Source organism: Sphingomonas degradans (assembly GCF_053502645.1).
This window is the reverse complement of sequence record NZ_CP177172.1, coordinates 2,258,921-2,280,165: the sequence shown is the minus strand read 5'-3', so window position 1 is coordinate 2,280,165 and position 21,245 is coordinate 2,258,921. Positions and strand designations below refer to the sequence as shown.

At 67.2% G+C, this 21,245-nt stretch carries 28 protein-coding genes and 1 other RNA gene; 15 read left to right on the top strand and 14 right to left on the bottom strand.

The features are described 5' to 3' along the window. Nucleotides 1–298: 298 nt before the first annotated feature. Nucleotides 299–1,084, bottom strand: coding sequence for a response regulator (locus ACG3SL_RS10235; protein ID WP_448665031.1), 786 nt, complete (start codon nucleotides 1,082–1,084; stop codon nucleotides 299–301). Between the two features lie 260 nt (nucleotides 1,085–1,344). Here ACG3SL_RS10235 and ACG3SL_RS10230 point away from each other — a divergent pair, with 260 nt between their 5' ends. The 12 genes from ACG3SL_RS10230 to ACG3SL_RS10175 all read left to right on the top strand — a co-directional run bounded on the left by ACG3SL_RS10230 (nucleotide 1,345) and on the right by ACG3SL_RS10175 (nucleotide 10,136). Further along, nucleotides 1,345–1,491, top strand: coding sequence for a lmo0937 family membrane protein (locus ACG3SL_RS10230; RefSeq protein ID WP_448665030.1), 147 nt, complete (start codon nucleotides 1,345–1,347; stop codon nucleotides 1,489–1,491). Nucleotides 1,492–1,602: 111 nt separating this feature from the next. Further along, on the top strand, nucleotides 1,603–2,247 hold the full coding sequence (locus tag ACG3SL_RS10225; protein WP_448665029.1) for a histidine phosphotransferase family protein: 645 nt from the start codon (nucleotides 1,603–1,605) through the stop codon (nucleotides 2,245–2,247). A gap of 72 nt (nucleotides 2,248–2,319) precedes the next feature. Then, a complete protein-coding gene (locus ACG3SL_RS10220) occupies nucleotides 2,320–4,638 on the top strand; it encodes a chemotaxis protein CheA (RefSeq protein ID WP_448665028.1) in 2,319 nt (772 codons plus the stop codon). Continuing rightward, nucleotides 4,638–5,066, top strand: a complete 429-nt coding sequence (locus ACG3SL_RS10215) for a chemotaxis protein CheW (protein WP_448665027.1) — start codon at nucleotides 4,638–4,640, stop codon at nucleotides 5,064–5,066. The genes ACG3SL_RS10220 and ACG3SL_RS10215 overlap by 1 nt, the downstream gene beginning before the upstream one ends. A gap of 83 nt (nucleotides 5,067–5,149) precedes the next feature. Further along, a complete protein-coding gene (locus ACG3SL_RS10210; RefSeq protein ID WP_448665026.1) occupies nucleotides 5,150–5,515 on the top strand; it encodes a response regulator in 366 nt (121 codons plus the stop codon). An 11-nt stretch (nucleotides 5,516–5,526) separates the two neighbouring features. Beyond that, entirely contained in the window at nucleotides 5,527–6,591 is a 1,065-nt protein-coding gene (gene cheB, locus ACG3SL_RS10205) for a chemotaxis-specific protein-glutamate methyltransferase CheB (RefSeq protein WP_448665025.1), read from the top strand. Then, a complete protein-coding gene (locus tag ACG3SL_RS10200; RefSeq protein ID WP_448665024.1) occupies nucleotides 6,588–7,451 on the top strand; it encodes a CheR family methyltransferase in 864 nt (287 codons plus the stop codon). Before cheB ends, ACG3SL_RS10200 begins: the two co-directional genes overlap by 4 nt. Before the next feature lie 42 nt (nucleotides 7,452–7,493). Continuing rightward, a complete protein-coding gene (locus ACG3SL_RS10195) occupies nucleotides 7,494–8,195 on the top strand; it encodes an N-acetylmuramoyl-L-alanine amidase (RefSeq protein ID WP_448665023.1) in 702 nt (233 codons plus the stop codon). A gap of 117 nt (nucleotides 8,196–8,312) precedes the next feature. Beyond that, a complete protein-coding gene (locus tag ACG3SL_RS10190; RefSeq protein ID WP_448665022.1) occupies nucleotides 8,313–8,690 on the top strand; it encodes a hypothetical protein in 378 nt (125 codons plus the stop codon). Nucleotides 8,691–8,731: 41 nt separating this feature from the next. Then, nucleotides 8,732–9,100: RNase P RNA component class A (gene rnpB, locus ACG3SL_RS10185), an RNA gene on the top strand. A 167-nt stretch (nucleotides 9,101–9,267) separates the two neighbouring features. After that, nucleotides 9,268–9,804 carry a J domain-containing protein gene (locus tag ACG3SL_RS10180; protein WP_448665021.1) on the top strand — a complete coding sequence of 179 codons (537 nt, stop codon included), beginning with the start codon at nucleotides 9,268–9,270 and terminating at the stop codon, nucleotides 9,802–9,804. Continuing rightward, the gene (locus tag ACG3SL_RS10175) at nucleotides 9,801–10,136 is read left to right on the top strand and encodes a (2Fe-2S) ferredoxin domain-containing protein (protein ID WP_448665020.1); all 336 of its coding nucleotides are present in this window, start codon (nucleotides 9,801–9,803) and stop codon (nucleotides 10,134–10,136) included. The genes ACG3SL_RS10180 and ACG3SL_RS10175 overlap by 4 nt, the downstream gene beginning before the upstream one ends. Here the strand turns inward: ACG3SL_RS10175 and ACG3SL_RS10170 are convergent. The 9 genes from ACG3SL_RS10170 to pspA form a co-directional block, all read right to left on the bottom strand. Beyond that, nucleotides 10,102–10,515 carry a SecDF P1 head subdomain-containing protein gene (locus ACG3SL_RS10170; RefSeq protein WP_448665019.1) on the bottom strand — a complete coding sequence of 138 codons (414 nt, stop codon included), beginning with the start codon at nucleotides 10,513–10,515 and terminating at the stop codon, nucleotides 10,102–10,104. The genes ACG3SL_RS10175 and ACG3SL_RS10170 overlap by 35 nt on opposite strands. A gap of 16 nt (nucleotides 10,516–10,531) precedes the next feature. Then, nucleotides 10,532–10,936, bottom strand: coding sequence for a SufE family protein (locus tag ACG3SL_RS10165; protein ID WP_448665018.1), 405 nt, complete (start codon nucleotides 10,934–10,936; stop codon nucleotides 10,532–10,534). Nucleotides 10,937–11,097: 161 nt separating this feature from the next. Beyond that, nucleotides 11,098–11,298: a hypothetical protein gene (locus ACG3SL_RS10160; protein WP_448665109.1), complete on the bottom strand. Its 201-nt coding sequence runs from the start codon at nucleotides 11,296–11,298 to the stop codon at nucleotides 11,098–11,100. Nucleotides 11,299–11,382: 84 nt separating this feature from the next. Then, a complete protein-coding gene (locus ACG3SL_RS10155; RefSeq protein WP_448665017.1) occupies nucleotides 11,383–11,634 on the bottom strand; it encodes a hypothetical protein in 252 nt (83 codons plus the stop codon). A 194-nt stretch (nucleotides 11,635–11,828) separates the two neighbouring features. Further along, nucleotides 11,829–12,098: a hypothetical protein gene (locus ACG3SL_RS10150; RefSeq protein ID WP_448665016.1), complete on the bottom strand. Its 270-nt coding sequence runs from the start codon at nucleotides 12,096–12,098 to the stop codon at nucleotides 11,829–11,831. An 11-nt stretch (nucleotides 12,099–12,109) separates the two neighbouring features. Continuing rightward, nucleotides 12,110–12,400, bottom strand: coding sequence for a hypothetical protein (locus ACG3SL_RS10145; RefSeq protein WP_448665015.1), 291 nt, complete (start codon nucleotides 12,398–12,400; stop codon nucleotides 12,110–12,112). 32 nt (nucleotides 12,401–12,432) lie between these two features. Then, complete coding sequence (gene pspC / locus ACG3SL_RS10140) at nucleotides 12,433–12,813, bottom strand: envelope stress response membrane protein PspC (protein ID WP_448665014.1); 381 nt, start codon at nucleotides 12,811–12,813, stop codon at nucleotides 12,433–12,435. A gap of 1 nt (nucleotide 12,814) precedes the next feature. Further along, nucleotides 12,815–13,081, bottom strand: coding sequence for an envelope stress response membrane protein PspB (gene pspB / locus ACG3SL_RS10135; RefSeq protein WP_448665013.1), 267 nt, complete (start codon nucleotides 13,079–13,081; stop codon nucleotides 12,815–12,817). Between the two features lie 3 nt (nucleotides 13,082–13,084). Further along, nucleotides 13,085–13,753: a phage shock protein PspA gene (pspA, locus tag ACG3SL_RS10130; RefSeq protein WP_448665012.1), complete on the bottom strand. Its 669-nt coding sequence runs from the start codon at nucleotides 13,751–13,753 to the stop codon at nucleotides 13,085–13,087. Nucleotides 13,754–14,137: 384 nt separating this feature from the next. Here pspA and pspF point away from each other — a divergent pair, with 384 nt between their 5' ends. Both pspF and ACG3SL_RS10120 read left to right on the top strand, forming a co-directional pair. Then, complete coding sequence (gene pspF, locus ACG3SL_RS10125; RefSeq protein WP_448665011.1) at nucleotides 14,138–15,175, top strand: phage shock protein operon transcriptional activator; 1,038 nt, start codon at nucleotides 14,138–14,140, stop codon at nucleotides 15,173–15,175. A 112-nt stretch (nucleotides 15,176–15,287) separates the two neighbouring features. Beyond that, nucleotides 15,288–15,908, top strand: coding sequence for a superoxide dismutase (locus ACG3SL_RS10120; RefSeq protein ID WP_448665010.1), 621 nt, complete (start codon nucleotides 15,288–15,290; stop codon nucleotides 15,906–15,908). A 188-nt stretch (nucleotides 15,909–16,096) separates the two neighbouring features. Here ACG3SL_RS10120 and ispZ read toward each other — a convergent pair whose 3' ends face one another. From ispZ to mtaB, 3 genes are read right to left on the bottom strand one after another with little or no spacing between them, the layout of a single operon-like run. Further along, nucleotides 16,097–16,714 carry a septation protein IspZ gene (gene ispZ / locus ACG3SL_RS10115; protein ID WP_448665009.1) on the bottom strand — a complete coding sequence of 206 codons (618 nt, stop codon included), beginning with the start codon at nucleotides 16,712–16,714 and terminating at the stop codon, nucleotides 16,097–16,099. Beyond that, nucleotides 16,707–17,645: a signal recognition particle-docking protein FtsY gene (gene ftsY / locus ACG3SL_RS10110; protein WP_448665008.1), complete on the bottom strand. Its 939-nt coding sequence runs from the start codon at nucleotides 17,643–17,645 to the stop codon at nucleotides 16,707–16,709. The genes ispZ and ftsY overlap by 8 nt, the downstream gene beginning before the upstream one ends. Then, a complete protein-coding gene (mtaB, locus tag ACG3SL_RS10105) occupies nucleotides 17,642–18,865 on the bottom strand; it encodes a tRNA (N(6)-L-threonylcarbamoyladenosine(37)-C(2))-methylthiotransferase MtaB (protein ID WP_448665006.1) in 1,224 nt (407 codons plus the stop codon). The genes ftsY and mtaB overlap by 4 nt, the downstream gene beginning before the upstream one ends. Here mtaB and ACG3SL_RS10100 point away from each other — a divergent pair. Next, nucleotides 18,865–19,437, top strand: coding sequence for a DUF924 family protein (locus tag ACG3SL_RS10100; protein WP_448665005.1), 573 nt, complete (start codon nucleotides 18,865–18,867; stop codon nucleotides 19,435–19,437). The two genes, mtaB and ACG3SL_RS10100, sit on opposite strands and share 1 nt — an antisense overlap. On the opposite strand, the gene ACG3SL_RS10095 is transcribed toward ACG3SL_RS10100, so the two are convergent. Then, complete coding sequence (locus tag ACG3SL_RS10095) at nucleotides 19,412–21,052, bottom strand: putative bifunctional diguanylate cyclase/phosphodiesterase (protein ID WP_448665004.1); 1,641 nt, start codon at nucleotides 21,050–21,052, stop codon at nucleotides 19,412–19,414. The genes ACG3SL_RS10100 and ACG3SL_RS10095 overlap by 26 nt on opposite strands. Between the last annotated feature and the right edge of the window lie 193 nt (nucleotides 21,053–21,245).

Sequence of the window (21,245 nt, the reverse complement as noted above, 5' to 3'; positions counted from 1 at the left end):
GCCTGGTGATACCTTGGCTGTCAGGTGGCGAGGCGGGGTACTCGATGCCGTTGCGCTGCTCGCGCAGCGTCCGATCATACCCCCTTTTACCCAGCGGTTTTGATCCGCCGGGTGAAAGGGGGCGACGTTTCGTTTGGTAAGGTCGGTACGAATATAATCGGCAACGTAGCCTTGTTCGGCAAGCACGCCGTCCGTCGTCCGCCCGGGCAACCCGATCAGGGCTTCACGACCCAAGCGTGGTTTCGTTCTGGTCGGCTGACCGGACAGTGCGCGGATGCATGGCTATGAAGGTCGCCGCTCAGCACCACCGCACGTCGCAGGCGAGGCTGTAGCCGCGCCCGCGGATCGTGCGGATCAGGTTGCGATGCTCGGGGCCGAGCGCGGCGCGCAGGCGGCTGACCAGCACGTCGGCGCCGCGTTCGTTGCGCGCCTGGTCCGAGGCCTCGGCATCGCCGACCAGTTCCTCGCGGGGAAAGGCGCGGCGAGGATTGTGCAGGAACAGTATGAGCAGATCCGCCTCGGCCGTACGCAATTTGCGCGGGGGCGTATCGACGTCGTGCAGCATCCGGCCGAGCGGTTCGAAGCGCAGAGACGCGAAGCACGCCGTGCGCCCCCGCGCCTGTACGTCGGCGCTTTCGCCCGCCATCGGGGCGCGGCGGGCGAGCAGCGCGCGCACCACCGCGAGCATTTCGTCGCCGCTGCAATTGCGATCGAGGCAATAATCCGCCCCCAGTTCGAGCGCGACGATGCGATCGATCTCGGTCATCGCCGCGCCGATCACGACGATCGCCGGTGGATCGGCGCGCTGGCCGATGTCGCGCAACAGCCCCAGGCCGTCCGCGCCGCCGACGCGCAGGTCGATGATGAGGATATCCCAGAATGCCTGATCGAGCCGACCGTGCAGCCGGGGCACATCGGTGCAGCGTGCGACCTGCATACCCTGTAGCTCGAGCGGGCGGGCGATCACTTCGATGCTGGCGGCGTCGCGGTCGGCGATCAGCACGCGTCGGCCGCCGAGGACCGCCGCAACGTCCGCAGAGTCGGTGCGCGGCGCCCGGCGGGGCGCCCAACTGAAGTCGTTCACTGGTGTTCGCTCGTGTTGGTAACGTAGGGAGACGTAAGGGGCGGCTCCCTTGCGCCGCAGTTTCACAAGATTGCAAGCCTTCGCAGACCTGCGGCTGTAATCCGTCGGGACGCCTGTCAGGTGTCGTTGCCATGCGCAGCCGCGCCACGCGTCCATTATAGCGCGATGGCCCCCCCGGCGTACGGGCGGCGGGCGTGTACGGAACGTTTCCGCGCGGTGCCACGTTTGCAGGACATCCTATTCGAACAAGGGGACTGCACATGCTCTGGACCATCGCCGCCATCCTGCTGATCCTGTGGCTGCTCGGCTTCACGTTCCACATCGCGGGCGGGATCATCCATATCCTGTTGGTCGTCGCGATCGTGGTGGGGTTGATCCAGCTCTTTTCGGGCCGTCGCGCGCTATAGCAGCCTGTGCCCCCGGTTCCCGCCGTGGCGGGGCCGGGGCGACCGTCGCGCCGCTTGCAGCTTGGGCGCGGCTAGGCCAAAGAGGCTGAAAGGAAGCTGGAGCCATATTCCTTGAACATCAGCCCTACCGATTTCGCCAGTCTTTTGTGTTCGCGGCTGTGCCACGACCTGTTGAGCCCCGTGGGGGCGCTGAACAACGGGCTCGAACTGCTGGCCGACGAACATGACCCGGAAATGCGTGCGCGCTGCCTGGAGCTGCTGAGCGAAAGCGCCAAGGCGAGCGCCAACAAGCTGAAATTCTTTCGCCTGTCGTTCGGCGCGGCCGGCGGCTTTGGCGAGACCGTCGACACCCGCGAGGCGCAGGGCGCGATCGAGGGGCTGTTCGGCGACAACCACCGCGTCAAGATCGGCTGGATGGTCGAGGACCCGGTGCTGCCGAAACAGGCGATCAAGGTGCTGCTGAACCTCGCCCTCATCGGCGGCGACGCGCTGGTGCGCGGCGGGCAGCTGGATATCGGCGCCGAGATCGTGGACGACGTGATCGAAATCGTCGTGCGCGCCGACGGCCCCCGCATCATCCTGGACCCCGAATTGCGCAGCGCGCTGGCCGGCGGGCGCGAGGACATGCCGATCACGCCGCGCGCGGCGGCGGCGTTCCTGGCCTATGCGCTGGTGACGCAGGGCGGCGGCGCGTTGCAGGTGAGTCCGCCCGATTCCGACGTGCTGCTGTTCGGGGCGAGCTTCCGCATCGGCTGAATCGGGCCAGAGCTAACGCCCTCTTAACCAGCCAGCGTGCAGAACGGCCCCGCGAATTTGCTTCGGGGCCCCATGGACGACCTGCTTCAGGAATTCATCGCCGAGACGCGCGAGACGCTGGAGGCGCTCTCGGGCGAGATCGTCGCGTGGGAAATGCACCCGCAGGACAGCGCGCGGCTGGATGCGATCTTTCGGTTCGTCCACACGGTCAAGGGCAGCTGCGGATTCCTGGACCTGCCCCGGCTGGGGCGGCTGAGCCACGCCGCCGAGGGTGCGCTGGCGCAGGTGCGGGGCGGCGAGCGGCCCGCCGATCGCGCGCTGGTGAACGCGGTGCTGGCAGTGGTGGACCGGATCGGCGAGCTGGTGGAGGCGATCGATTCGGGAACCAGCCTCGACGACAGCGGCGACGAACTGCTGATCGCTGCACTGGCGATCGGGGCGGAGGAAGTGGCGCAGACCGCGCTGCCCGGACTTCAGCGGGCGCCGGCGCGCAGCGTGCGGTTGAACGTCGACTTGCTCGACCGGATGATGAGCGGCATGTCGGACATGGTGCTGGCGCGCAACGAACTGGCGCGCAGGCTGCGCGAGTGCGATGTCGATCCCTCGGTCGAGGCGGCGCTGGAGCGGCTGTCGCTGACGGTGGGCGAAATGCGCGACACGGTGACGCGCACGCGGATGCAGCGGGTGGACGCGCTGTTTTCCGCGCTGCCCCGGATGGTCCGCGACACAGCGGCGGGGCTGGGCAAGTCGGTCACGCTGGTGATCGAGGGCGCCGATGTCGAGCTGGACCGCGAGATGATCGAAGTGATGCGCGACCCGCTGGTCCACATCATCCGCAACGCGATCGACCACGGCATCGAAACCCCACAGGCGCGCCGCGCGGCGGGCAAGCGCGAGAATGGCCGGCTGTGCGTGTCGGCGCGGCAATCGGGCAACCAGATCATCCTTGAAGTCGCCGACGACGGGTGCGGCATCGACACCGACGCGCTGATCCGCAAGCTGGTGGCGCAGGGCCGGGACGAGGGCGCGCTGCGTGCGCTGTCGGACCGGGCGAAGCTCAACCTGGTGTTCGAGCCGGGGCTGTCGAGCAAGGACGAAGTGACCGAGGTTTCGGGGCGCGGCGTGGGCATGGACGTGGTGCGCGCGGCGATCGAGCAGATCGGCGGGCGGGTGGAGCTGGACAATGCGCCGGGCCGGGGGCTGCGGCTGGCGATCCATGTGCCGCTGACGCTGTCGATCATTTCGGCGATCGTCGTGGGCGTGGGGCGCCAGCGCTTCGCCATTCCGCGCCAGGCGATCGAGGAAATCGTCACTGACCGCAGCGATGCGATCCGGATCGACACGCTGGGCGGCGCGCAGATCGCGACGGTGCGCGAACGGCGGATGCCGCTGATCGACCTGGCCGGGTTGCTCGGCATCGCGCGGCAGGATGTGTCGGATACGCAGATGCTGGTGATCGTGAGCGTCAGCGACGGCAGCTATGCACTGGCGGTGGACACGGTGCTGGATAACGAGGAACTGGTCATCAAGCCCGCGTCGCCGGCGGTGATGGGCACGGGGCTGTATGCCGGGCAGACGCTGCCCGATTCCGGCCTGCCGATGCTGATGCTGGACTGTGCCGGGATGGCGAGCGTCGCCGGGCTGGTGTTCGGGCTGAAGGGGATGGCGGATGCCGATGCCGAGCCTGAAGCGGCGGAGGCGCCCGGCGTGCCGGCGCTGTTGTTCCGCGACCTCGACGGCGTGCGCCGCGCGGTGGCGCTGGCGGCGGTGGACCGGGTGGAGCATGTCGATGCCGCGTCGGTGCGGCTTGCCGCCGGGCAGCTGCGCGTGCCGATCGATGGGCGCATCCTGCCGCTGGCGGCGCAGGGCGCGGTCGAGCGGCAGGGCCGGCTCAACCTGTTGCGGATGAAGGATGGCCCGAGCGAAGTCTGCTACGCCATCGCCGAGGCGATCGACATCGTCGTGCTGCCCGACACCATGGTGCCGGCGCGGACGCCGGGCCCGATCGCGGGCGTCGTTTTGGTGGACGACGAGCAGATCGAGATGCTGGACGTGCTGTGGGTGTTCGCCGAACATGCCGATCGCGAGGATGTGGACGATGCCCCGCTGTGCCTGATCGCGGGCGACAGCGACGGGTGGATGGCTTCGTTCATCCGGCCGATGCTGGAGGCATCGGGATACCGCGTCGCGGCGCAGCTTGCGCCGGGAGAGACGGCGGCGGTGGTGCTGATGGCGGAGGAGGCCGAGGACGCGCCGGGCGCCGCAGCACCCGTCGTCCGGTTGCGCCGCCAGCGCAGCGCGACCGGGGCGGGGGACGACAGCGTCTATCGCTATGACCGCGCGGGATTGCTCTCCGCGCTGGAAGCCCGGACGGGCGGGAAGGCCCGCTGATGGCGCATCTGTACCTTATCGCGCAGGTTGCCGGGCGCATGGTGGCGATCGATTCCGACCAGGTCGAATCGGTGGTGGACATCGGCGAGGTGACCGAAGTGCCGCGCGCGTCGCAGCATGTGCGCGGGCTGGCGGCGTTGCGCAGCCGGGTCGTGACGGTGGTGGACACGCAATCGGCGCTGGGCATGGCGCCGGCGGACCATGCGCGGCGCGCCGTCATAACCCATGTCGACGGGCATCATTACGCGCTGCTGGTCGATGCGCTCGACGATGTCGCGCCGTTCGACCTGCTCCCGCTGGGGGGCGGGGTGACGCTGGAGGGTGCGTGGCGCAGCGCCGGGCGCGGCATCGTTGAGCGCGACGGCGAGCCGATGCTGGTGATCGACCTGCAAAGCCTGGTGCCCGGCCACGCCGTGGCAGCAAATTGATTTCTCTCAATTAACGCGCTGCTTACACCTTTGTTGGCATGCAGGAGATGCAGGCAAAGCCTCGCAGCGGGGGGAGTATGAGTATGAAGACGTGTCTGGTCGTCGATGATTCGAAGGTGATCCGGAAAGTGGCGCGCCATATTCTAGAGACGCTGGATTTCGAAGTGCGCGAGGCGGGGGATGGCCGCGAGGCGCTGGATTCGTGTCTGGCAACGCCGCCCGACGTGATCCTGCTCGACTGGAACATGCCGGTGATGAGTGGGATGGATTTCTTGCGCGCGCTGAAGGACTCCGGGCTGGCGCAGCGGCCCAAGGTGGTGTTCTGCACGACCGAGAACGGGCTGGCCTATATCCGCGCGGCGATCGACGCCGGTGCCGACGAATATGTGATGAAGCCGTTCGACCGCGAAACGCTGGAAAGCAAGCTCCAGATCGTCGGCGTGGCCTGAACCCCCCGAACATGTCCAAAAGCACGAAGCGGGCGCCGCTGCGTTCCCCGGCGGGCGTCGCGCAGGTGCTGATCGTCGATGATTCGATCGTCGCGCGGTCGATCCTGACGCGCATGGCGGAGGCGAGCGGGCGTTTCCACGTGGCGGGCGCGCTGAGCGACGTGCGCGCAGCGCTGGCGTTCCTCAAGGAAACCAGCGTCGATATCATCCTGCTCGATATCAACATGCCGGGCGTGGACGGCATCACCGCGCTTCCCCAGATTCTGGCGGCGGGCAGGGGGGCGAAGGTACTGATCGTTTCCTGCTCCGCCGACGAGGGCGCAGCGGCGAGTGTGGATGCGCTGGCGCTCGGCGCCGCCGATACGCTGGTCAAGCCCGGTGCCGGCACCTTCGGCGGCCGCTTTGCCGAGGTGCTGGAAGAGCGGCTATCCCGTCTGATCGAAGCGCCCGAAACGTCGGCGGAGTCGGACGGTCCCCCGACTCCTGTACAGATGCCGGCCGGGATCGAGCTGGTCGCGATCGGCGCCTCGACCGGCGGCATCCACGCGCTCAGCCAGTTCCTGCGCGCGATTCCGCCGCAGTTCCAGGTGCCGATGCTGGTGACCCAGCATCTGCCGGCATCGTTCATGCCCTATTTCGCGGCGCAGCTGGCCGTGCTCGGCGGGCGCCCCTGCGACGTGGCGACCAATTGCATGCGCGTGCGGCCGGGGCGGATCGTCGTCGCACCCGGCGATGCCCATATGCGCGTCGTTCGCACATCCGACGGCGCGGCGATCCGGCTGAGCGACGAGCGCGCCACGACCGGCTGCATGCCCTCGGTCGACCCGATGTTCGAATCGGTCGCGGACGTGTTCGGCCCGCGCGCCATCGGCGTGGTGCTCAGCGGCATGGGGCGCGACGGTGCCGAGGGGGCCCGGCACATGGTCCAGGCGGGGGCACGGGTTTTCGTGCAGGACCGCGAAAGCTCGGTAGTATGGGGCATGCCGGGCGCAGTCGCCAATGCGGGGCGCGCGACGGCGGTGCTGCCGCCGGATGAACTGGGCCGGCTTATCGCGACGCAAGGGCGGCGCGCATGAGCGCGTTGCAGGCACCGGAGCCCGGCGGGATGGCATCCTCGGCAGCGATGACCCTGATCGCGGCGCTGCTGGAGCAGCGCACCGGCCAGCAGATCGCGGCGAATCGCGCGTGGCGCATCGAAACCGCGCTGAAGCCCGTGCTGCGCGAACGCGGGCTGGCGACGCTGGACGAACTGGCCGGGCAATTGGTCACCGCACGCATGGGGGCGCTGGCCGACCATGTCGTCGATGCGCTGCTCAACCAGGAAACGAGTTTCTTCCGCGACGCCGCCGTGCTGGACATGATTGCCGACGCCGCGCAGGCTGCGCACGCGGCGAACCCGGATCGGCGCATCCGCATCTGGTCCGCCGGCTGCTCGACGGGGCAGGAGCCGCTGTCGCTGGCAATGCTGTTTTCTGAGCGCGGGATGCTGGACGTGCCGGCCCGGACGCCCGAAATCGTCGCGACCGACATTTCGCCCAGCGCGATCGCCCGCGCCCGCAGCGCCCGTTTCTCGCCGTTCGAGATCCAGCGCGGCCTGGCAGTGCGGCGGATGGTGCAGTGGTTCGACAGCGTCGGCGGGGAGTGGGTCGCCCATCCCGAACTGGTGCGACGGTTGCAGTTCCGCCAGCATAACCTGACCGGCGATCCGGTTCCGGCGGGCAAGTTCGACATCATCCTGTGCCGCAACGTGTTGCTGTACTTCTCGCTGGAGATGCGGCGGCGGGTGTTCGAGACGCTGGCGTCTGCGGTGCGGCCGGGCGGGTTGCTGGTGCTGGGCGCGGGAGAGACCGTGATCGGGCTGACCGACCGGTTCCGGCCGAGCGATATGTATCGTGGCTGCTATGTCGCGACCGAGCGCGTGGACGCCATTGCCTGATCCCGCTTGCGGGAGGGGCCGTGCCGCTTCTACCGTCGGGGGATGAACAGCGGGCTTCCCATCCTCGACGCGCCGTCGCCCAATTGGGACGAACGCGCGCTGCCGGTCACGATGATCGTGCTCCATTATACCGGCATGGAGACGGCGCAGGCCGCGATCGACCGGCTGCGCGATCCGGCGGCCAAGGTGTCTGCGCATTATGTCGTGGACGAGGACGGCACGATCCTGCGCCTGGTCGACGAGGAAAAGCGCGCGTGGCACGCGGGACAATCGCACTGGCGGGGGATCACCGACGTCAACAGCGCCTCGATCGGGATCGAGATCGTCAATCCGGGCCACGAATTCGGCTATCGCCCGTTTCCCGCCGAGCAGATGAGTGCGCTGATACCGCTGGTTGCGGAAATCAAGGAGCGCCACGCGATCACGCGCGGCAATGTGGTGGGGCATTCCGATGTGGCGCCCGCGCGCAAGCAGGACCCGGGCGAGTTGTTCAACTGGCACGCGCTGGCGCGGCTGCGGCTGGCGCTGCCGCGTCCGACGCGCAACCTGGTCGATCCCGGCTGGCCCGATGCGGGGTTCATGCTGGCGCTCGAGCGGTTTGGCTATGACGTGCGCGACCGCGAGGCGGCGGTGACGGCGTTCCAGCGGCGGTTTCGACCCGAGATGATCGACGGCGAGATCGACATGGAATGCCGCTGCCTGCTGCTCGCGCTGCTGCTCCCCAAGCCTCAGGGAGATATCTGAGGGCCGGGCGGCATGGTTGCCGCGCGGTTCAGCATGTTTCTTCAGATTGGCGCAAGTAAAGGATCATTATAGGATAAGCCGGAGGTTCCGCCTGTGAATAACGGAATACGGCCTTACATGCCCATGCCCTCCCTGGTCCGCGTGCGCCTTACCGGGGTGGTCCCGGGAGACGATAACGGTCGGGTGAGCGCGTCTGTGAATGCCCCCAATGCCGCCGATGCGATTGCGGCGCTGCACCGCGTCGCCCAGATCCGCGGCGCCGACCGACTGGTGAACGTGTCCTCCGACTATCGCCGCGCGGCGCTGGCGTCCGGGCCGCTGCAGACGCGGTGGCAGATCGAGGTGCAGGCATCGGGCACTGCCATGCCCAGGAACCCGGAGGCCGCGCCCGTAGAGGCGTATCGCAACGCCGCCAAGGATGCGAACGCCACCAAGGATGCCAAGACCGGGCAGGACGAGGCACCGCCCGAGGCGCAGCCCCCCTCGGCCGATTGAACGCTTGCGCTCCGCGCGCGGCACGCTAGACCACGCGCTTGCCAGAGGGTCGGGCGGCCGCGGGTGCGCAAGCACGCGAGGAAAGTCCGGGCTCCACGGAAATACGGTGCCGGGTAACGCCCGGCGGGGGTGACCCCAGGGAAAGTGCCACAGAGAGCAGACCGCCCACTGGTCCTTCGGGACTAAGGGCAAGGGTGAAAGGGTGCGGCAAGAGCGCACCGCGCGACCGGTAACGGAAGCGGCATGGTAAACCCCACCGGGAGCAAGACCGAATAGGGACGGCACATGGGGTGTTCCGCCTCGTCGTCCGGGTTGGTTGCTTGAGGGGCGGAGCAATCCGTCTCCTAGAGGAATGGCCGCACATCGCCGCAAGGCGAGGACAGAACCCGGCTTATAGACCCTCTGGCGTTTTGGTTTTGTAGGCGGCACCGGCCCGCTCCCCCACCCGGCCACCCATAGGATACTGGCGTCGGGTGGCCGGGTGGGGGAGCGGGCCGGTGCCGCGCGCTCTACGCACTCACGCAAAATCGCCGCTGCGGCTGGCCTTTACGGGCGGGCGCACCTATCTGGACCGGCTATGGCACGACAGACACGTTCGACCGACTGGGGCTTTCCACGCTGGCGCGCTTATGGCGCCGAGCGCGAGGCCGTGAAGGTGCGGCTGTGCGACCGCCATGGCTGCGAGGAACCGGGCGACCGCCCCGCGCCCAAATCGCCCAACAGCCCCGAGCGCTGGTATTTCTGCGAGACGCATGCTGGCGAGTACAACCGCAACTGGAATTACTTCGAGGGGCTGACCGCCGAGGAAGCGGCGCAGCGCGAGGCCGAAGAGCGGCGCGATGCGTCGGGCTATTCGGAATCCAAGCATAACAGCTGGGCCGGGCCGGGCGACGGCAGCCGATCACGCGACGAGATGCGCGCGCTGGAAGTGCTCGACCTCGAGGCCGATGCCGATTTCGAGATGGTGCGGGTCGCGTGGCGGCGGCTGGCGAAGTCGAACCATCCCGATGTGCGCCCCGGCGATGCCGACGCCGCCAAGCGGTTTCAGGCGATCCAGGCGGCGTATGAAGTGCTCAAGGCGGCCGAGGATCGCCGGACCTGGAAGCCGGTTTGACGCGCCATATCCGCTCCAACTGGGCGAACGCCGTGCTGGTGTGCGCCAAATGCTCGAAGAAACTCGACGGCGGCTTCGGTCCGAAGGGGCGGACGTCGCTGGGCAAGGCGCTGCGCAAGGAACTGGGGCTTAAGAAGGGACGCAAGGCGGCCGCCGGGGTTGTCGAGGTCAAATGTCTGGGCGTGTGCCCGCGCGGCGCGGTGACCGTGGTGAACGGGGCGCAGGCGCGCGAATGGCTGATCGTGCCGGAGGGCGCGGACGTGGCGGCGCTGGCGGACGAACTGGGGCTCGAGGCGATCAGCCCCGGCGCGTCGCGATCTGCCGCGCCATAGCCTCGACCTCCTCGCGCCCCATATTCCCGCCGGTCAGTCGTGCCTTGCCCCCCAGGATCGGTTCGTAGAGCACGGGGCGTGAAATGACGCGCCGGTCGATGCTGATTTCGATCGGCTTGCCGACACCGCACTGCTGCGCGCGGATGAACTTGGCATTGCCCGCTGGCGTGAAGACCAGGTCGACCGCCCAGGCATCGGATATCGGCTCCTTCACCACCGTCGCGGATTCGACGTCGTCGGCGGTGAACGCCAGGCCGCCGATCCACAGTCCGTCGCCGGCCTCTTGAACCGGCATCGCGGCGTCGCGCGGTAGATCGGCCGCAAGGGGGCAGGGAAGGTTCTGCGCGGCGAAGACCAGCGTGAGGGCCAGAGTCAGCATGTTCTCCCCCGTCGCCTCAGGCGTAGCGCGCGGCGGTTTCGCGGATCAGCGCGATCATGTTGGGGATGCCCTGGGTCCGGTTGGAGCTGAGCTGGTTCTTGAGATCGAACGGGGCGAGCGCGGCGGCAATGTCGGTCGCCATGATGTCGGCGGGGCTGCGGTCCTGCACGGTCAGCAGCACCAGCGCGATGATCCCCTTGGTAATCGCCGCGTTCGAATCGGCGAGGAAGTGGAGCGATCCGTCGTCGCGGCGCGTGGGATAGACCCACACCGATGCCGAACAGCCCCGTACCAGCGTTGCGTCGGTCTTGAGCGCGTCGGGCATCGGCTCCAGCGCGCGGCCCAGGTCGATCAGCAGGCGGTAGCGGTCATCGGCTTCGAGGAAGCTGTATTCGTCCTGGAGATCGGCAAGGCTGGTCATGCCGGTGGCTATAGCGCGGTGGCGGCGGATGCCAACCGGGGAGGAAATTCGCGAGGGTGTGGCGGTCGAGGGGCCGTTCCCCCGCGAAAGCGGGGGTCCAGAGCCCAGGGCGTGCCGCATGTGACCCTGGGCTCCTGCGTGCGCAGGAGAACCCGTTCCCGTTAGAGGTCCACCCCGGCGGCGATCGCTTCCAGCTTGCGGATGCGTTCCTTGAGGTCGGCCACTTCGATGCGCGAGGCGGCGGAGGGGATGCCGGCGGGGGTCTGGTCCGCGCTGGGGCCGGCGGCGGTACGCCCCGCCAGTTCCTGATGCTTGAGGGCCAGCCAGCCGCGCCAGCCCGAAAGCCCGGCGGCGGTTACCATGGCGAGCCCGGCAAGGCCCGATACGGCGAGAGTAACATACAGGTTGGGATCGTAGGTCACGTTCAGTCCTCCCTGATCGGGCGCTTATTTCGAGTCGCGGAGTGCTTCGATCTCGCGATCGAGGCGGACGCTGCTGGTTTCGCTGTCGGTCACGACGCGTTCGAGCACCTGGATGCGTTCGCGCAACATGCGGAGTTCCTCTCGGAGCCGGGCATTCTCGGCCAGGTCAGCCGGTGCGCTCTGCTGGGTCTCGGCGTCCCCTTTGTTCCTGCGGCCGCCGGGGCGGCCATAGCGTGCCTTGAGGACACTGCCGATCGTCACTGCAATGACGATCATGACAACCATTTCCCTCGGGTCCATTTCCCTTACTCCCTTTGCCTCCCCTTGCCGGGAAGATCAGTTATTCGCGTCGGCCTGGGCCAGTCGTGCCGCGCGGCGGCGGGGGCGGTCCCGGGATTCGGATAGGGCAATAGCGCCCCCGCACAGTGCCGTCAGCACTGCGAAAAAGATAATCATGATGTTTTCCTTGTTCAGTTGAGCGGCGCGTCGCGCAGCTTGTCGATTTCGTCGGCAACCGCGATGCCGCGGTCGGTCACTATTCTTTCGAGTACGCGGACCCGCTGTTCCAGCCGCTCGGTCTGGGCCGCATATTGGGCGGCCTTTTCGGCGGTCTGGTCGTTCAGCGCGCGGGCCATCGCTTCCTTGTGCTTCAGCCAGCGCTTGAACATGTCGGCTGCGATCCCGCCGATGACCGGAATGCCAACCACGATGGCGAAGAAGGCGATTGCAGTCGTGTTCATCGTCGTTCCCCTCAGCGTAGCGCGTCGATTTCGCGGGCGGTGCGTTCGGCGGGGTCGGTGGCGATCCGTTCGAGCACTGCGATCCGTTCCTCGAGGCGCGAAATCTGTCCGGTCAGCCGCTCGTTCTCGGCGGAGAGCAACTCGATCTTGCGATCGGTGTCCGGGTTGCCCTTGGGCGTCATGCCCTTCCATTCATTCTCCAGCGCATAGCCATGCTTGGCGCGGATCCAGTTGTTGATCAGCCAGCCGGCCGTCGACATCCCCACGATCAGGAGAATGAAGATCATCGTGCCTTCGTTCATCGCCCAATCCTCCCTTCCGGAGAGCCCGCGCCTTAGCGCAGGCTCTCGATTTCGTCGGCGAGGCGCGTATTGCGGCTCGTATAGTACATCTCGATGTCGGCCAGGCGGCGGTCGATGTCGCGGAAGGTCGAGCGGACTTCATAGGCCGAGCGCTTCGGGTTCGATCGCACGCCCTGCCAGAACTTCTCGTCCTCGGCGGTCTCGTACAGGCCCGCCGGCTTCTTGTTCGCCATCCAGGCGACCAGGAAATACGCGACCAGCGTCCAGGGGAAGCCCCCGATCAGCGTGAGCAGGATGGCGCCGACGCGGACCCAAGTGACATCGATCCCCGTATAGTCGGCGATCCCGGCGCACACGCCCGACCATTTGCCGTTCTGCTTGTCGAGGTAGAATTTGGTGCGGCTGGCGGACATTTCAGTTCCTCCTGCTGATATCGTAGGGCGAGGGGTTCAGCGGCTGGCTCGGACGGAAGTCCGGATTGTCGGCCGCGATGATCCGCTCGATGGTCATGAGCCGTTCTTCCAAACGGCGGGCGGTGTAGTGCAGCTCGTCGAGCAGCTTCTCGTCTTCGCCGGTGATCGACGCGGCCTGCTTCCACTTGGTGATGTAGTGGAAGACCAGCCAGGGGAGCCCCAGAAAGAGAAGACCGATCGCGAGAACCGGGATGATGATTTCATCCATGGATCACACTCCCTTGTTCATGCGCGCCTTGAGCGCTTCGAGCTCGGCATCGACCTTTTCTGCGGAACGCAGTTCGGCGATTTCCTCCTCGAGCGTCTTGGGCGCTGCGCCCAGGCCCGCCGCATCGGCGCGGCCTTCGGCGAAATCGACCCGGCGTTCGAGCACATCGAAGCGCGAAAAGGCATCCTGCATCTTGCTGCCGTTCGTGATCTCGCGCAGGCGGACGCGGTTGTTCGCGCTTTCCAGCCGGGCGACGATCGAGTTCTGGCGGGTACGCGCCTCGCGCAGCTTGTTCTGCAGCTTGTTGATGTCCTCTTCCGAAGCCTTGAGCGCTTCGTCGAGCACGCCGATCTCCTGGCTCAGCTGGTCGCACATGTCGGCGGCCTTCTGGCGCTCGACCAGCGCGGCCTTGGCCAGATCCTCACGACCCTTGGACAGCGCCAGCTCGGCCTTTTCGGTCCAGCTCTCCTGGAGCTTTTCCAGCTTGGCGATGTGGCGGCGCATTTCCTTCTGGTCGGCGATCGTGCGAGCGGCCGACGCCCGGACCTCTACCAGCGTCTCCTCCATCTCGAGGATGATCATGCGGATCATCTTGGCCGGGTCTTCGGCCTTGTCGAGCAGATCGGTGACGTTGGCGGCGATGATGTCGCGGGTTCGTGAGAAAATACCCATGTTCAACACTCCTTCGAATTGGGGACCGGCGGGAGGAGCTAGGGAAAGACCCTCCCGCCGGGTTCCCGCTCGCCGAGGGTTTGGCGAGCGGGGAGACCTCGTCAGGCGATCGCGGGGCCCACTGCGCCGGCCATGAAGACGGCACCAGCGACGAGCGTGAGAGCGATTGCGACAAAGGCGTTGCGGAAATTTGCGGCTTGGTAGGTCATGGTCGTTGTCCTGAACCTTGGTGTTGTGGCGCCCGTTGGCGGGCTTGCCAAGAGTATAGCAGGATGCGTGCCAACTCTTGAAAGTGGCGGATTTGCGTGGGTTTCAGCCATTTTGGCCCCGCCCCCGTGCAATTAGCTCTTGCCAAGAGTTGGGAAAATTCGCCAAAGTTTCGGTGTGGAACGCGCTACCCAGGTCATCGGCCAGTCTTCGGCCTTTCTCGACACGCTCGAACGCGCCAGCCGCGCGGCGGCGCTGGACCGGCCCGTGCTGGTCATCGGCGAGCGCGGCACCGGCAAGGAGCTGGTGGCCGAGCGCCTGCACCGGCTGAGCCCGCGCTGGGACCAGCCGCTGGTAGTGATGAACTGCGCCGCGCTGCCCGAGACGCTGATCGAGGCCGAACTGTTCGGGCACGAGTCCGGCGCCTTCACCGGCGCGACCAAGGCGCGGGTGGGGCGGTTCGAAGAGGCGCATGGCGGCACGCTGTTCCTCGACGAACTCGGCACGCTGTCGATGGCGGCGCAGGACCGGCTGCTGCGCGCGGTCGAATATGGCGAGATCACCCGGATCGGATCGTCGCGCCCGCTGCGTGTGGACGTGCGGATCGTGGCTGCCACCAACGAGCATCTGCCCGACCGCGTGGAAAAGGGCACGTTCCGCGCCGACTTGCTCGATCGGCTCTCGTTCGAAGTCGTGACGCTGCCGCCGCTGCGCCACCGCGAAGGCGATGTCGAGGTGCTGGCGGAGTTTTACGGGCGGCGCATGGCATCGGAGATCGGCTGGGAGGACTGGCCCGGCTGGGGGCCGAACGCGCTGGACGCGATGCTGCACTATGACTGGCCGGGCAATGTCCGCGAATTGCGCAACGTCGTGGAACGCGCGGTCTATCGCTGGGAACGCGAGGGGCCGATCGACCGGATCGAGATCGACCCGTTCCAGTCGCCCTATCGCCCGCGCACGATCGCCGGCGGGCAGCAGGTGAAGCAGGAGGCCGAGGCAAAGCCGGCGGAAAAGCCCGACGCGGCGCCCGAGGCGATCTTTGCCGGCGCGGGGGATTTCAAGACGCGCGTGGCGCGGTTCGAGCGCGAATTGCTGTCGCGCGCGCTGGCCGAGCATCGCTACAACCAGCGATCGACCGCCGAGGCGCTGGGGCTGACCTATGACCAGCTGCGCCACGCGCTCAAGCGGCACGAACTGCTGGGGGCGGCGGGCTGAATATCCCGTGATCGGTTCGTTCGATCGCTACCCGTCAAAAATTGTTGCGGCTTCGGCGCGTCCCATGCGTTAGGCGGGCGGCAGAGTTTAAAACCCCCAACAGGAGGATGGCATGGCTTTCGAACTTCCCGAGCTTCCCTACGCCAAGGACGCGCTGGCGCCGCACATGTCGGCGGAGACGCTGGAATTCCATCACGGCAAGCACCACAAGGCGTATGTCGACAACTGCAACAAGCTGGTTGCCGACATTCCCGAACTGGCCGGCGCCAAGCTGACCGACGTGATCAAGTATGCCAAGGAAAAGGGCAACAAGGGGCTGTTCAACAACAGCTCGCAGATCTGGAACCACAGCTTTTTCTGGCAGTGCCTGAGCCCCGAGAAGCAGGCACCCACGGGCAAGCTCGCCGAAATGATCGACCGCGATTTCGGCAGCGTCGAAACGCTGATCGAGAAGCTGAAGGCAGAGTCCGTCGGCCATTTCGCCAGCGGCTGGGGCTGGCTGGTGCTGGAAGGCGACACGCTGAAGGTCACGTCGCTGCACGACGGCGATTCGCCCGTCGCGCACGGCATCGTGCCGCTGCTCACGCTCGATGTGTGGGAGCACGCCTATTACATCGATTACCGCAACGCCCGCCCGGCGTTTGCGGACGCAGTGCTCAATAATCTGGTCAACTGGGAGTTCGTTGCCCAGAACCTGGACGGCGAAGGCGCCAGCCGGGCCGATCAGGGCTGATCCTGCGCGATCGCGCACGAAAAAGGGCGTCGGACATTGGTCCGGCGCCCTTTTGCTTGTCCGCCGCCGGGGTAGGGTGAGGGCCTTCCTCTTCTTGCTGTCCGCGGTGCGGTAGAGGAAGAAGGACCTCACCCAGCCGCCGGCTTCGGCGGGCACACCCTCCGCACGGGGCGAAGGGCGATAGGGTATCAACCCTCGGGAGGCAGAGGTGTATCCGTGGGTTTTTCGAGCTGGAGCCCGTGCTTGAGCAGCATAGGGATGTTGAGCATCGCGAACACCAGCGTCATCGGGATCACCCCCCAGGTCTTGAACGTCACCCATTGATCCCATGTCAGGACGTGGCGCATCGCTTCGTTCAGTATCGCCATGGCGACAAAAAAACCGGTCCAGTTGATCGTCAGCAGCCGCCAGCCGCGCGCCGACAGCCCCGGATAGGCGGTCTCCAGCAGCGACTGGAGCAGCGGCTTGTCCGCGATCAGGCCATAGCCAAGGATGACCGCGAACATCGTGTAGACGATGGTGGGCTTCATCTGGATGAAGCTCTGGTCGTGGAAATAGATGGTCAGCGCGCCGAACGGCAGCACCAGCGCGGCGGTGATCCACAGCATCGGCGACACGTGCTTCGCCTTCCACCACGACAGCAGCATCGCCGCGACCATCGCGACCATGAAGGCGGCGGTGGCGGCAATGATCCGCTGGATCTGGAGGCCTGGCGCATAGCTGTTGACCAGGAAGAACACGCCGAGCGGACCGAAATCGATCAGCATCCGCATGCCCGGCGAGAGGGGCGTCCGTGCCTTAGCCATTCGACATTGCTTCCACGCCGGCGATGATCCGCGCGACTTCGTTGGCGTCGAACGGGCGCAGGTCGTCGACCTTTTCGCCCAGCCCGATCGCATGGATGGGGAGACCGTATTTCTCGGCCGCGGCGACCAGCACGCCGCCGCGGGCCGTGCCGTCCAGCTTGGTCATCACCAGCCCGGTGACGCCGGCGACTTCCTTGAAAACCTCGATCTGGCTCAGCGCATTCTGGCCGGTGGTGGCGTCGAGCACGAGTACCACGTCGTGCGGCGCGGCGGGGTTCAGCCGGCCCAGCACGCGGCGGATCTTGGCCAGCTCGTCCATCAGCTCGCGCTTGTTCTGGAGGCGGCCGGCGGTGTCGACGATGAGGACGTCGATGCCGGTCGCCGTCGCCTGCTTCACTGCTTCGAACACGATGCCCGCCGGATCGGCACCCTCGGCGCCCGAGACGATCGGCACGCCGATCCGCTCGGCCCAGGTGCGCAGCTGGCCGATCGCGGCGGCGCGGAACGTGTCCCCGGCGGCGACCATCACGCTGTAATCCTGTTCCTTGAGCAGGTTCGCCAGCTTGGCGATGGTGGTGGTCTTGCCCGAACCGTTGACGCCGATGACCAGGATCACCTGCGGCCGGGGAAATGCTTCGATCTCCAGCGGCTTGGCCACCGGCTCCAGCACCTTGGCGATTTCGTCGGCGACGATCAGGCGGATGCCGAGTTCCTCAAGGTTGCGCTCGAACTGCCCCTCGGCCAGCCGGGCGCGGATGCGCGCGGCAGTGGCGGGGCCGAGGTCCGACGCGATCAGCGCCTCCTCGATCTCGTCCAGCGTCGCCGCGTCGAGCCGCGCGCCGGACAGGCCCGCGAGATTGCCGAGCAGGCGATCCGAGGTCTTGCGGAAACCGCCCAGCAGGCGGTCGTGCCAGCTACCGGGGGGGCTCATGCGATCAGCTTTCCGTCCTGGACGGCGGCGATGGTCACGGTCACGATCTCTCCGACTTGGGTAGGGGCGAGGCGAACCTCGGCAAAGTTACCGGCATGGCCCCGGTCGCCGGGGCGCTCTACCAGTATCGACTGGCGCGTGCCTACCAGGCTTTGCAGCCAGGCGGCGCGTTGATCGGCGGCGGCGGCGCGCAGCCGGGCCGCACGGGCCTTGATGACGGGCGCTGCGACCTGCGGCATCCGCGCGGCGGGGGTGCCGCTGCGCGGGCTGTAGGGGAAGATATGGGCGTGGACGATCGCGCAATCGGCGATCAGCGCCAGCGTGTTGGCGAACATCGCGTCATCCTCGGTCGGGAAGCCGGCGATCAGGTCGGCGCCGATCGCGATGTCGGGCCGCGCCGCCTTGAGCCGCGCGACCAGCGCGACCGAGTCGGCGCGGGTGTGGCGGCGCTTCATCCGCTTGAGGATCATGTCGTCGCCCGCCTGGAGCGACAGATGGACGTGCGGCATCATCCGCGGTTCCTGCGTCAGCAGCGCGAACAACCGGTCGTCGACTTCGATCCCGTCGAGCGAGGACAGGCGCAGGCGGCGCAGATGCGGCACATGGGTTAGGATACGCTCGACCAGCTGGCCCAGGCTCGGCGCGCCGGGCAGGTCGGGGCCATAGCTGGTCAGGTCCACGCCGGTCAGCACGACTTCGCCATGATGCTCGGCCAGCGCGGCGATGCGATCGATCACCGCGCCGGCGGGCACCGAGCGGCTGTTGCCGCGCCCGAACGGGATCGCGCAGAAGGTGCAGCGATGGTCGCACCCGTTCTGTACCTCCACGAACGCGCGGGCGTGGGTGGAGAAGCTGGCGGCCAGATGCGGCGCGGTGTCGCGCACGGCCATGATGTCCTGCACCTGCACCGCCGCCTCGCTTGCCCAGGCGGCGGGCAGCAGCTTTTCGGCATTGCCGATCACGCGATCGACTTCGGGCATTGCGGCGAAACCCTGCGGGTCGATCTGGGCGGCGCATCCCGTCACGACGAGTTCGGCATCGGGGCGCTCGCGGCGGGCGCGGCGGATCGCCTGGCGGGTCTGCTTGACCGCTTCGTTCGTCACTGCGCAGCTGTTTACCACCACTGTGTCGCGTTCGGACAACAATGCACGGATCGACTCGCCCTCGGCAAGGTTGAGACGGCAGCCCAGATTGATGACATGCGGAGAGGAGAACGCCATTGGCGAGCGATCTAGGGGGCGAGAGCCCGGAAGTCCACGCAAGGGCCCGGGAAGTGCTGGGCTTCTGGTTCGAGATGCTGATGCCCGAACAGCATTTCGCGCGATCCGACGCGGTCGATACGGCCATTGCCGACCGCTTTGCCGATCTGCGCGAGGCCGTGCTGGCGAGCAGCGCGCAGGGGTGGCGCGACGATCCGGAGACGCTGCTGGCGGCGGTGATCGTGCTCGACCAGTTCTCGCGCAACCTGTTCCGCGATGATCCCCGCGCCTATGCCGCAGATCCGCTCGCGCAGGAACTGACGCAGGAGGCGATCGCCAAGGGATGGGACGTGGTGCTGGCCCCCGAGCGGCGCGCGTTCCTCTATATGCCGTTGATGCATGCGGAGGACGCGGGCCTGCAGGCGGAGAGCGTGCGGCGCTTCACCGCGCTGGGCCTGTCGCAGGACTATGCGGAGGATCACGCCGCGGTGATCGCCCAATTCGGCCGCTTTCCGACGCGCAACGCCGCGCTCGGGCGCGACTCGACGCCCGAGGAGCGCGACTATCTCAGCCGGCCAGACGCTGGTTGGTAGCGGCATCAGGCTCGGCAGCGGGGCCGGGCTGGGGCCGCGATTGCTGGAGCAGGCGGCGCTCGGCGAGCAGGCGTCGCGCCGCCGTGACCGACATCGGTCGGCCATAGAGCCAGCCCTGCGCCTTGGCACAGCCGATCGCGCGCAGCCGTTCTTCGATCGCCGCGTCCTCGACGCCCTCGGCCGTGATCGGCAGGTTCAGGCTGGCGCCCAGGCTGACGATCGCGTGGACGATGGCGGCGGAGTCGGCGCTGTCGTTGAGCGAGAGGACGAAGCTCTTGTCGATCTTGATCCGGTCGAAGGGCAGGGCGCGCAGGTGCGCCAGCGACGAATAGCCGGTGCCGAAATCGTCGAGCGCCAGCCGGACGCCCTGGTTCTTGAGGCTGCCGACGATCGACTGGGCCAGCGCGAGATTGTCGAACAGCGCGCTTTCGGTGATTTCCACTTCCAGGCGGTTTGCCGGGAAGCCGGTTTCGGTCAGCACCTTGATGATCTTTTGCGCGAGCCATGCGTCGCGCAGCTGCCACGGCGAAATGTTGATCGACAGCGTCAGCCCCGAGTCCCAGTCGCGCGCGGCGAGGAAGGCCTGGCGCATGATCGACAGTGACAGGTCGGCGATCATGCCGGTTTCCTCGGCGATCGGGATGAATGCTTCGGGGCCGATCAGCCCGCGCGTCGGATGCTCCCAGCGCGCGAGAACCTCGAACCCGTGGAGGCGGCCGGTCGACAAGTCGATCTGCTGCTCGAAATAGGGGACGATCTCCTGACGCGGGATCGCGAGGCGCAGGCCGTTTTCGAGTTCGTTGCGGACCTGAAGCTCGCGCTCCATCGACTGGTCGAACCAGGCGAAGCGATTGCGGCCCGATTTCTTGGCCGCGTACATCGCGATGTCGGCAGAGCGGATCAGCGCGTCGATGCTGGCGCAGTCGAAATCCGAACGGGCAATGCCAAGCGAGCACGAGATGTGCAGCCGCAGCCCCTCCGCCTCGAAGGGCTGGGCCATGCGGCTGACCAGCTTTTCGGCGATCCGCTCGACCGTGCCGGGTTCGCTCGAATCGAACAGGAAGCCGCACGAGAATTCGTCGCCGCCCAGTCGCGCGGTGAGCGCGATCGGCGGCATCGCTGCCTGTATCTCCAGCGCGACGGCGCGGAGCAGCGCGTCGCCCACGGCATGGCCGTGCATGTCGTTGATCGTCTTAAAGTGATCGAGGTCGAGCATCACCAGCGCCATCGCCTTGTGCCGACGCTGGGCGCGGGTGAACATCGCCGCGCCTTCCTCGGCCAGGCTGCGGCGATTGAGGAAGCCGGTCAGCGGATCGCGCGAGGCCAGCTGGTGCGCGCGCTCCTCCGCCGCCGCGCGGATTTCGACTTCGCGGCTGAGCGCGGCGTGGCGGCGCCAGCCGAACAGGATCAGCGCGACGTTGAGCAGCAGCGCGATGACCAGCGTGCGGTCCGCCGGCTCGCCGCCCCCGAAATAATAGGCAAGCGTCTGCGACAGCACCGAGCTGCCCGTGCCGACGAACAGCAGGATCGCCGCGACGCTGATTGCTCCGGTGAGCAGGTTCGATCCCTGTGGGCTGGCCACCGTGCCGATGTCGTCTTCAAATTCCCGCGCCATTGCCGGGTGCCACTCCCCAAAATACTGGACGGGCTCATGTCATGCCGAGAGTGTAGATCGGGTTAAGCTGCCGTCGGTTACGGCGTGGGCGCACGGGTTTCGGCGTCAGCTTGCATCCGGGGCCGGTTGGCGCTATGTGCCGCCCCGAACGTTCCCTGGCGAACGCGAAAACATGCCACCCCATGGGGTGACG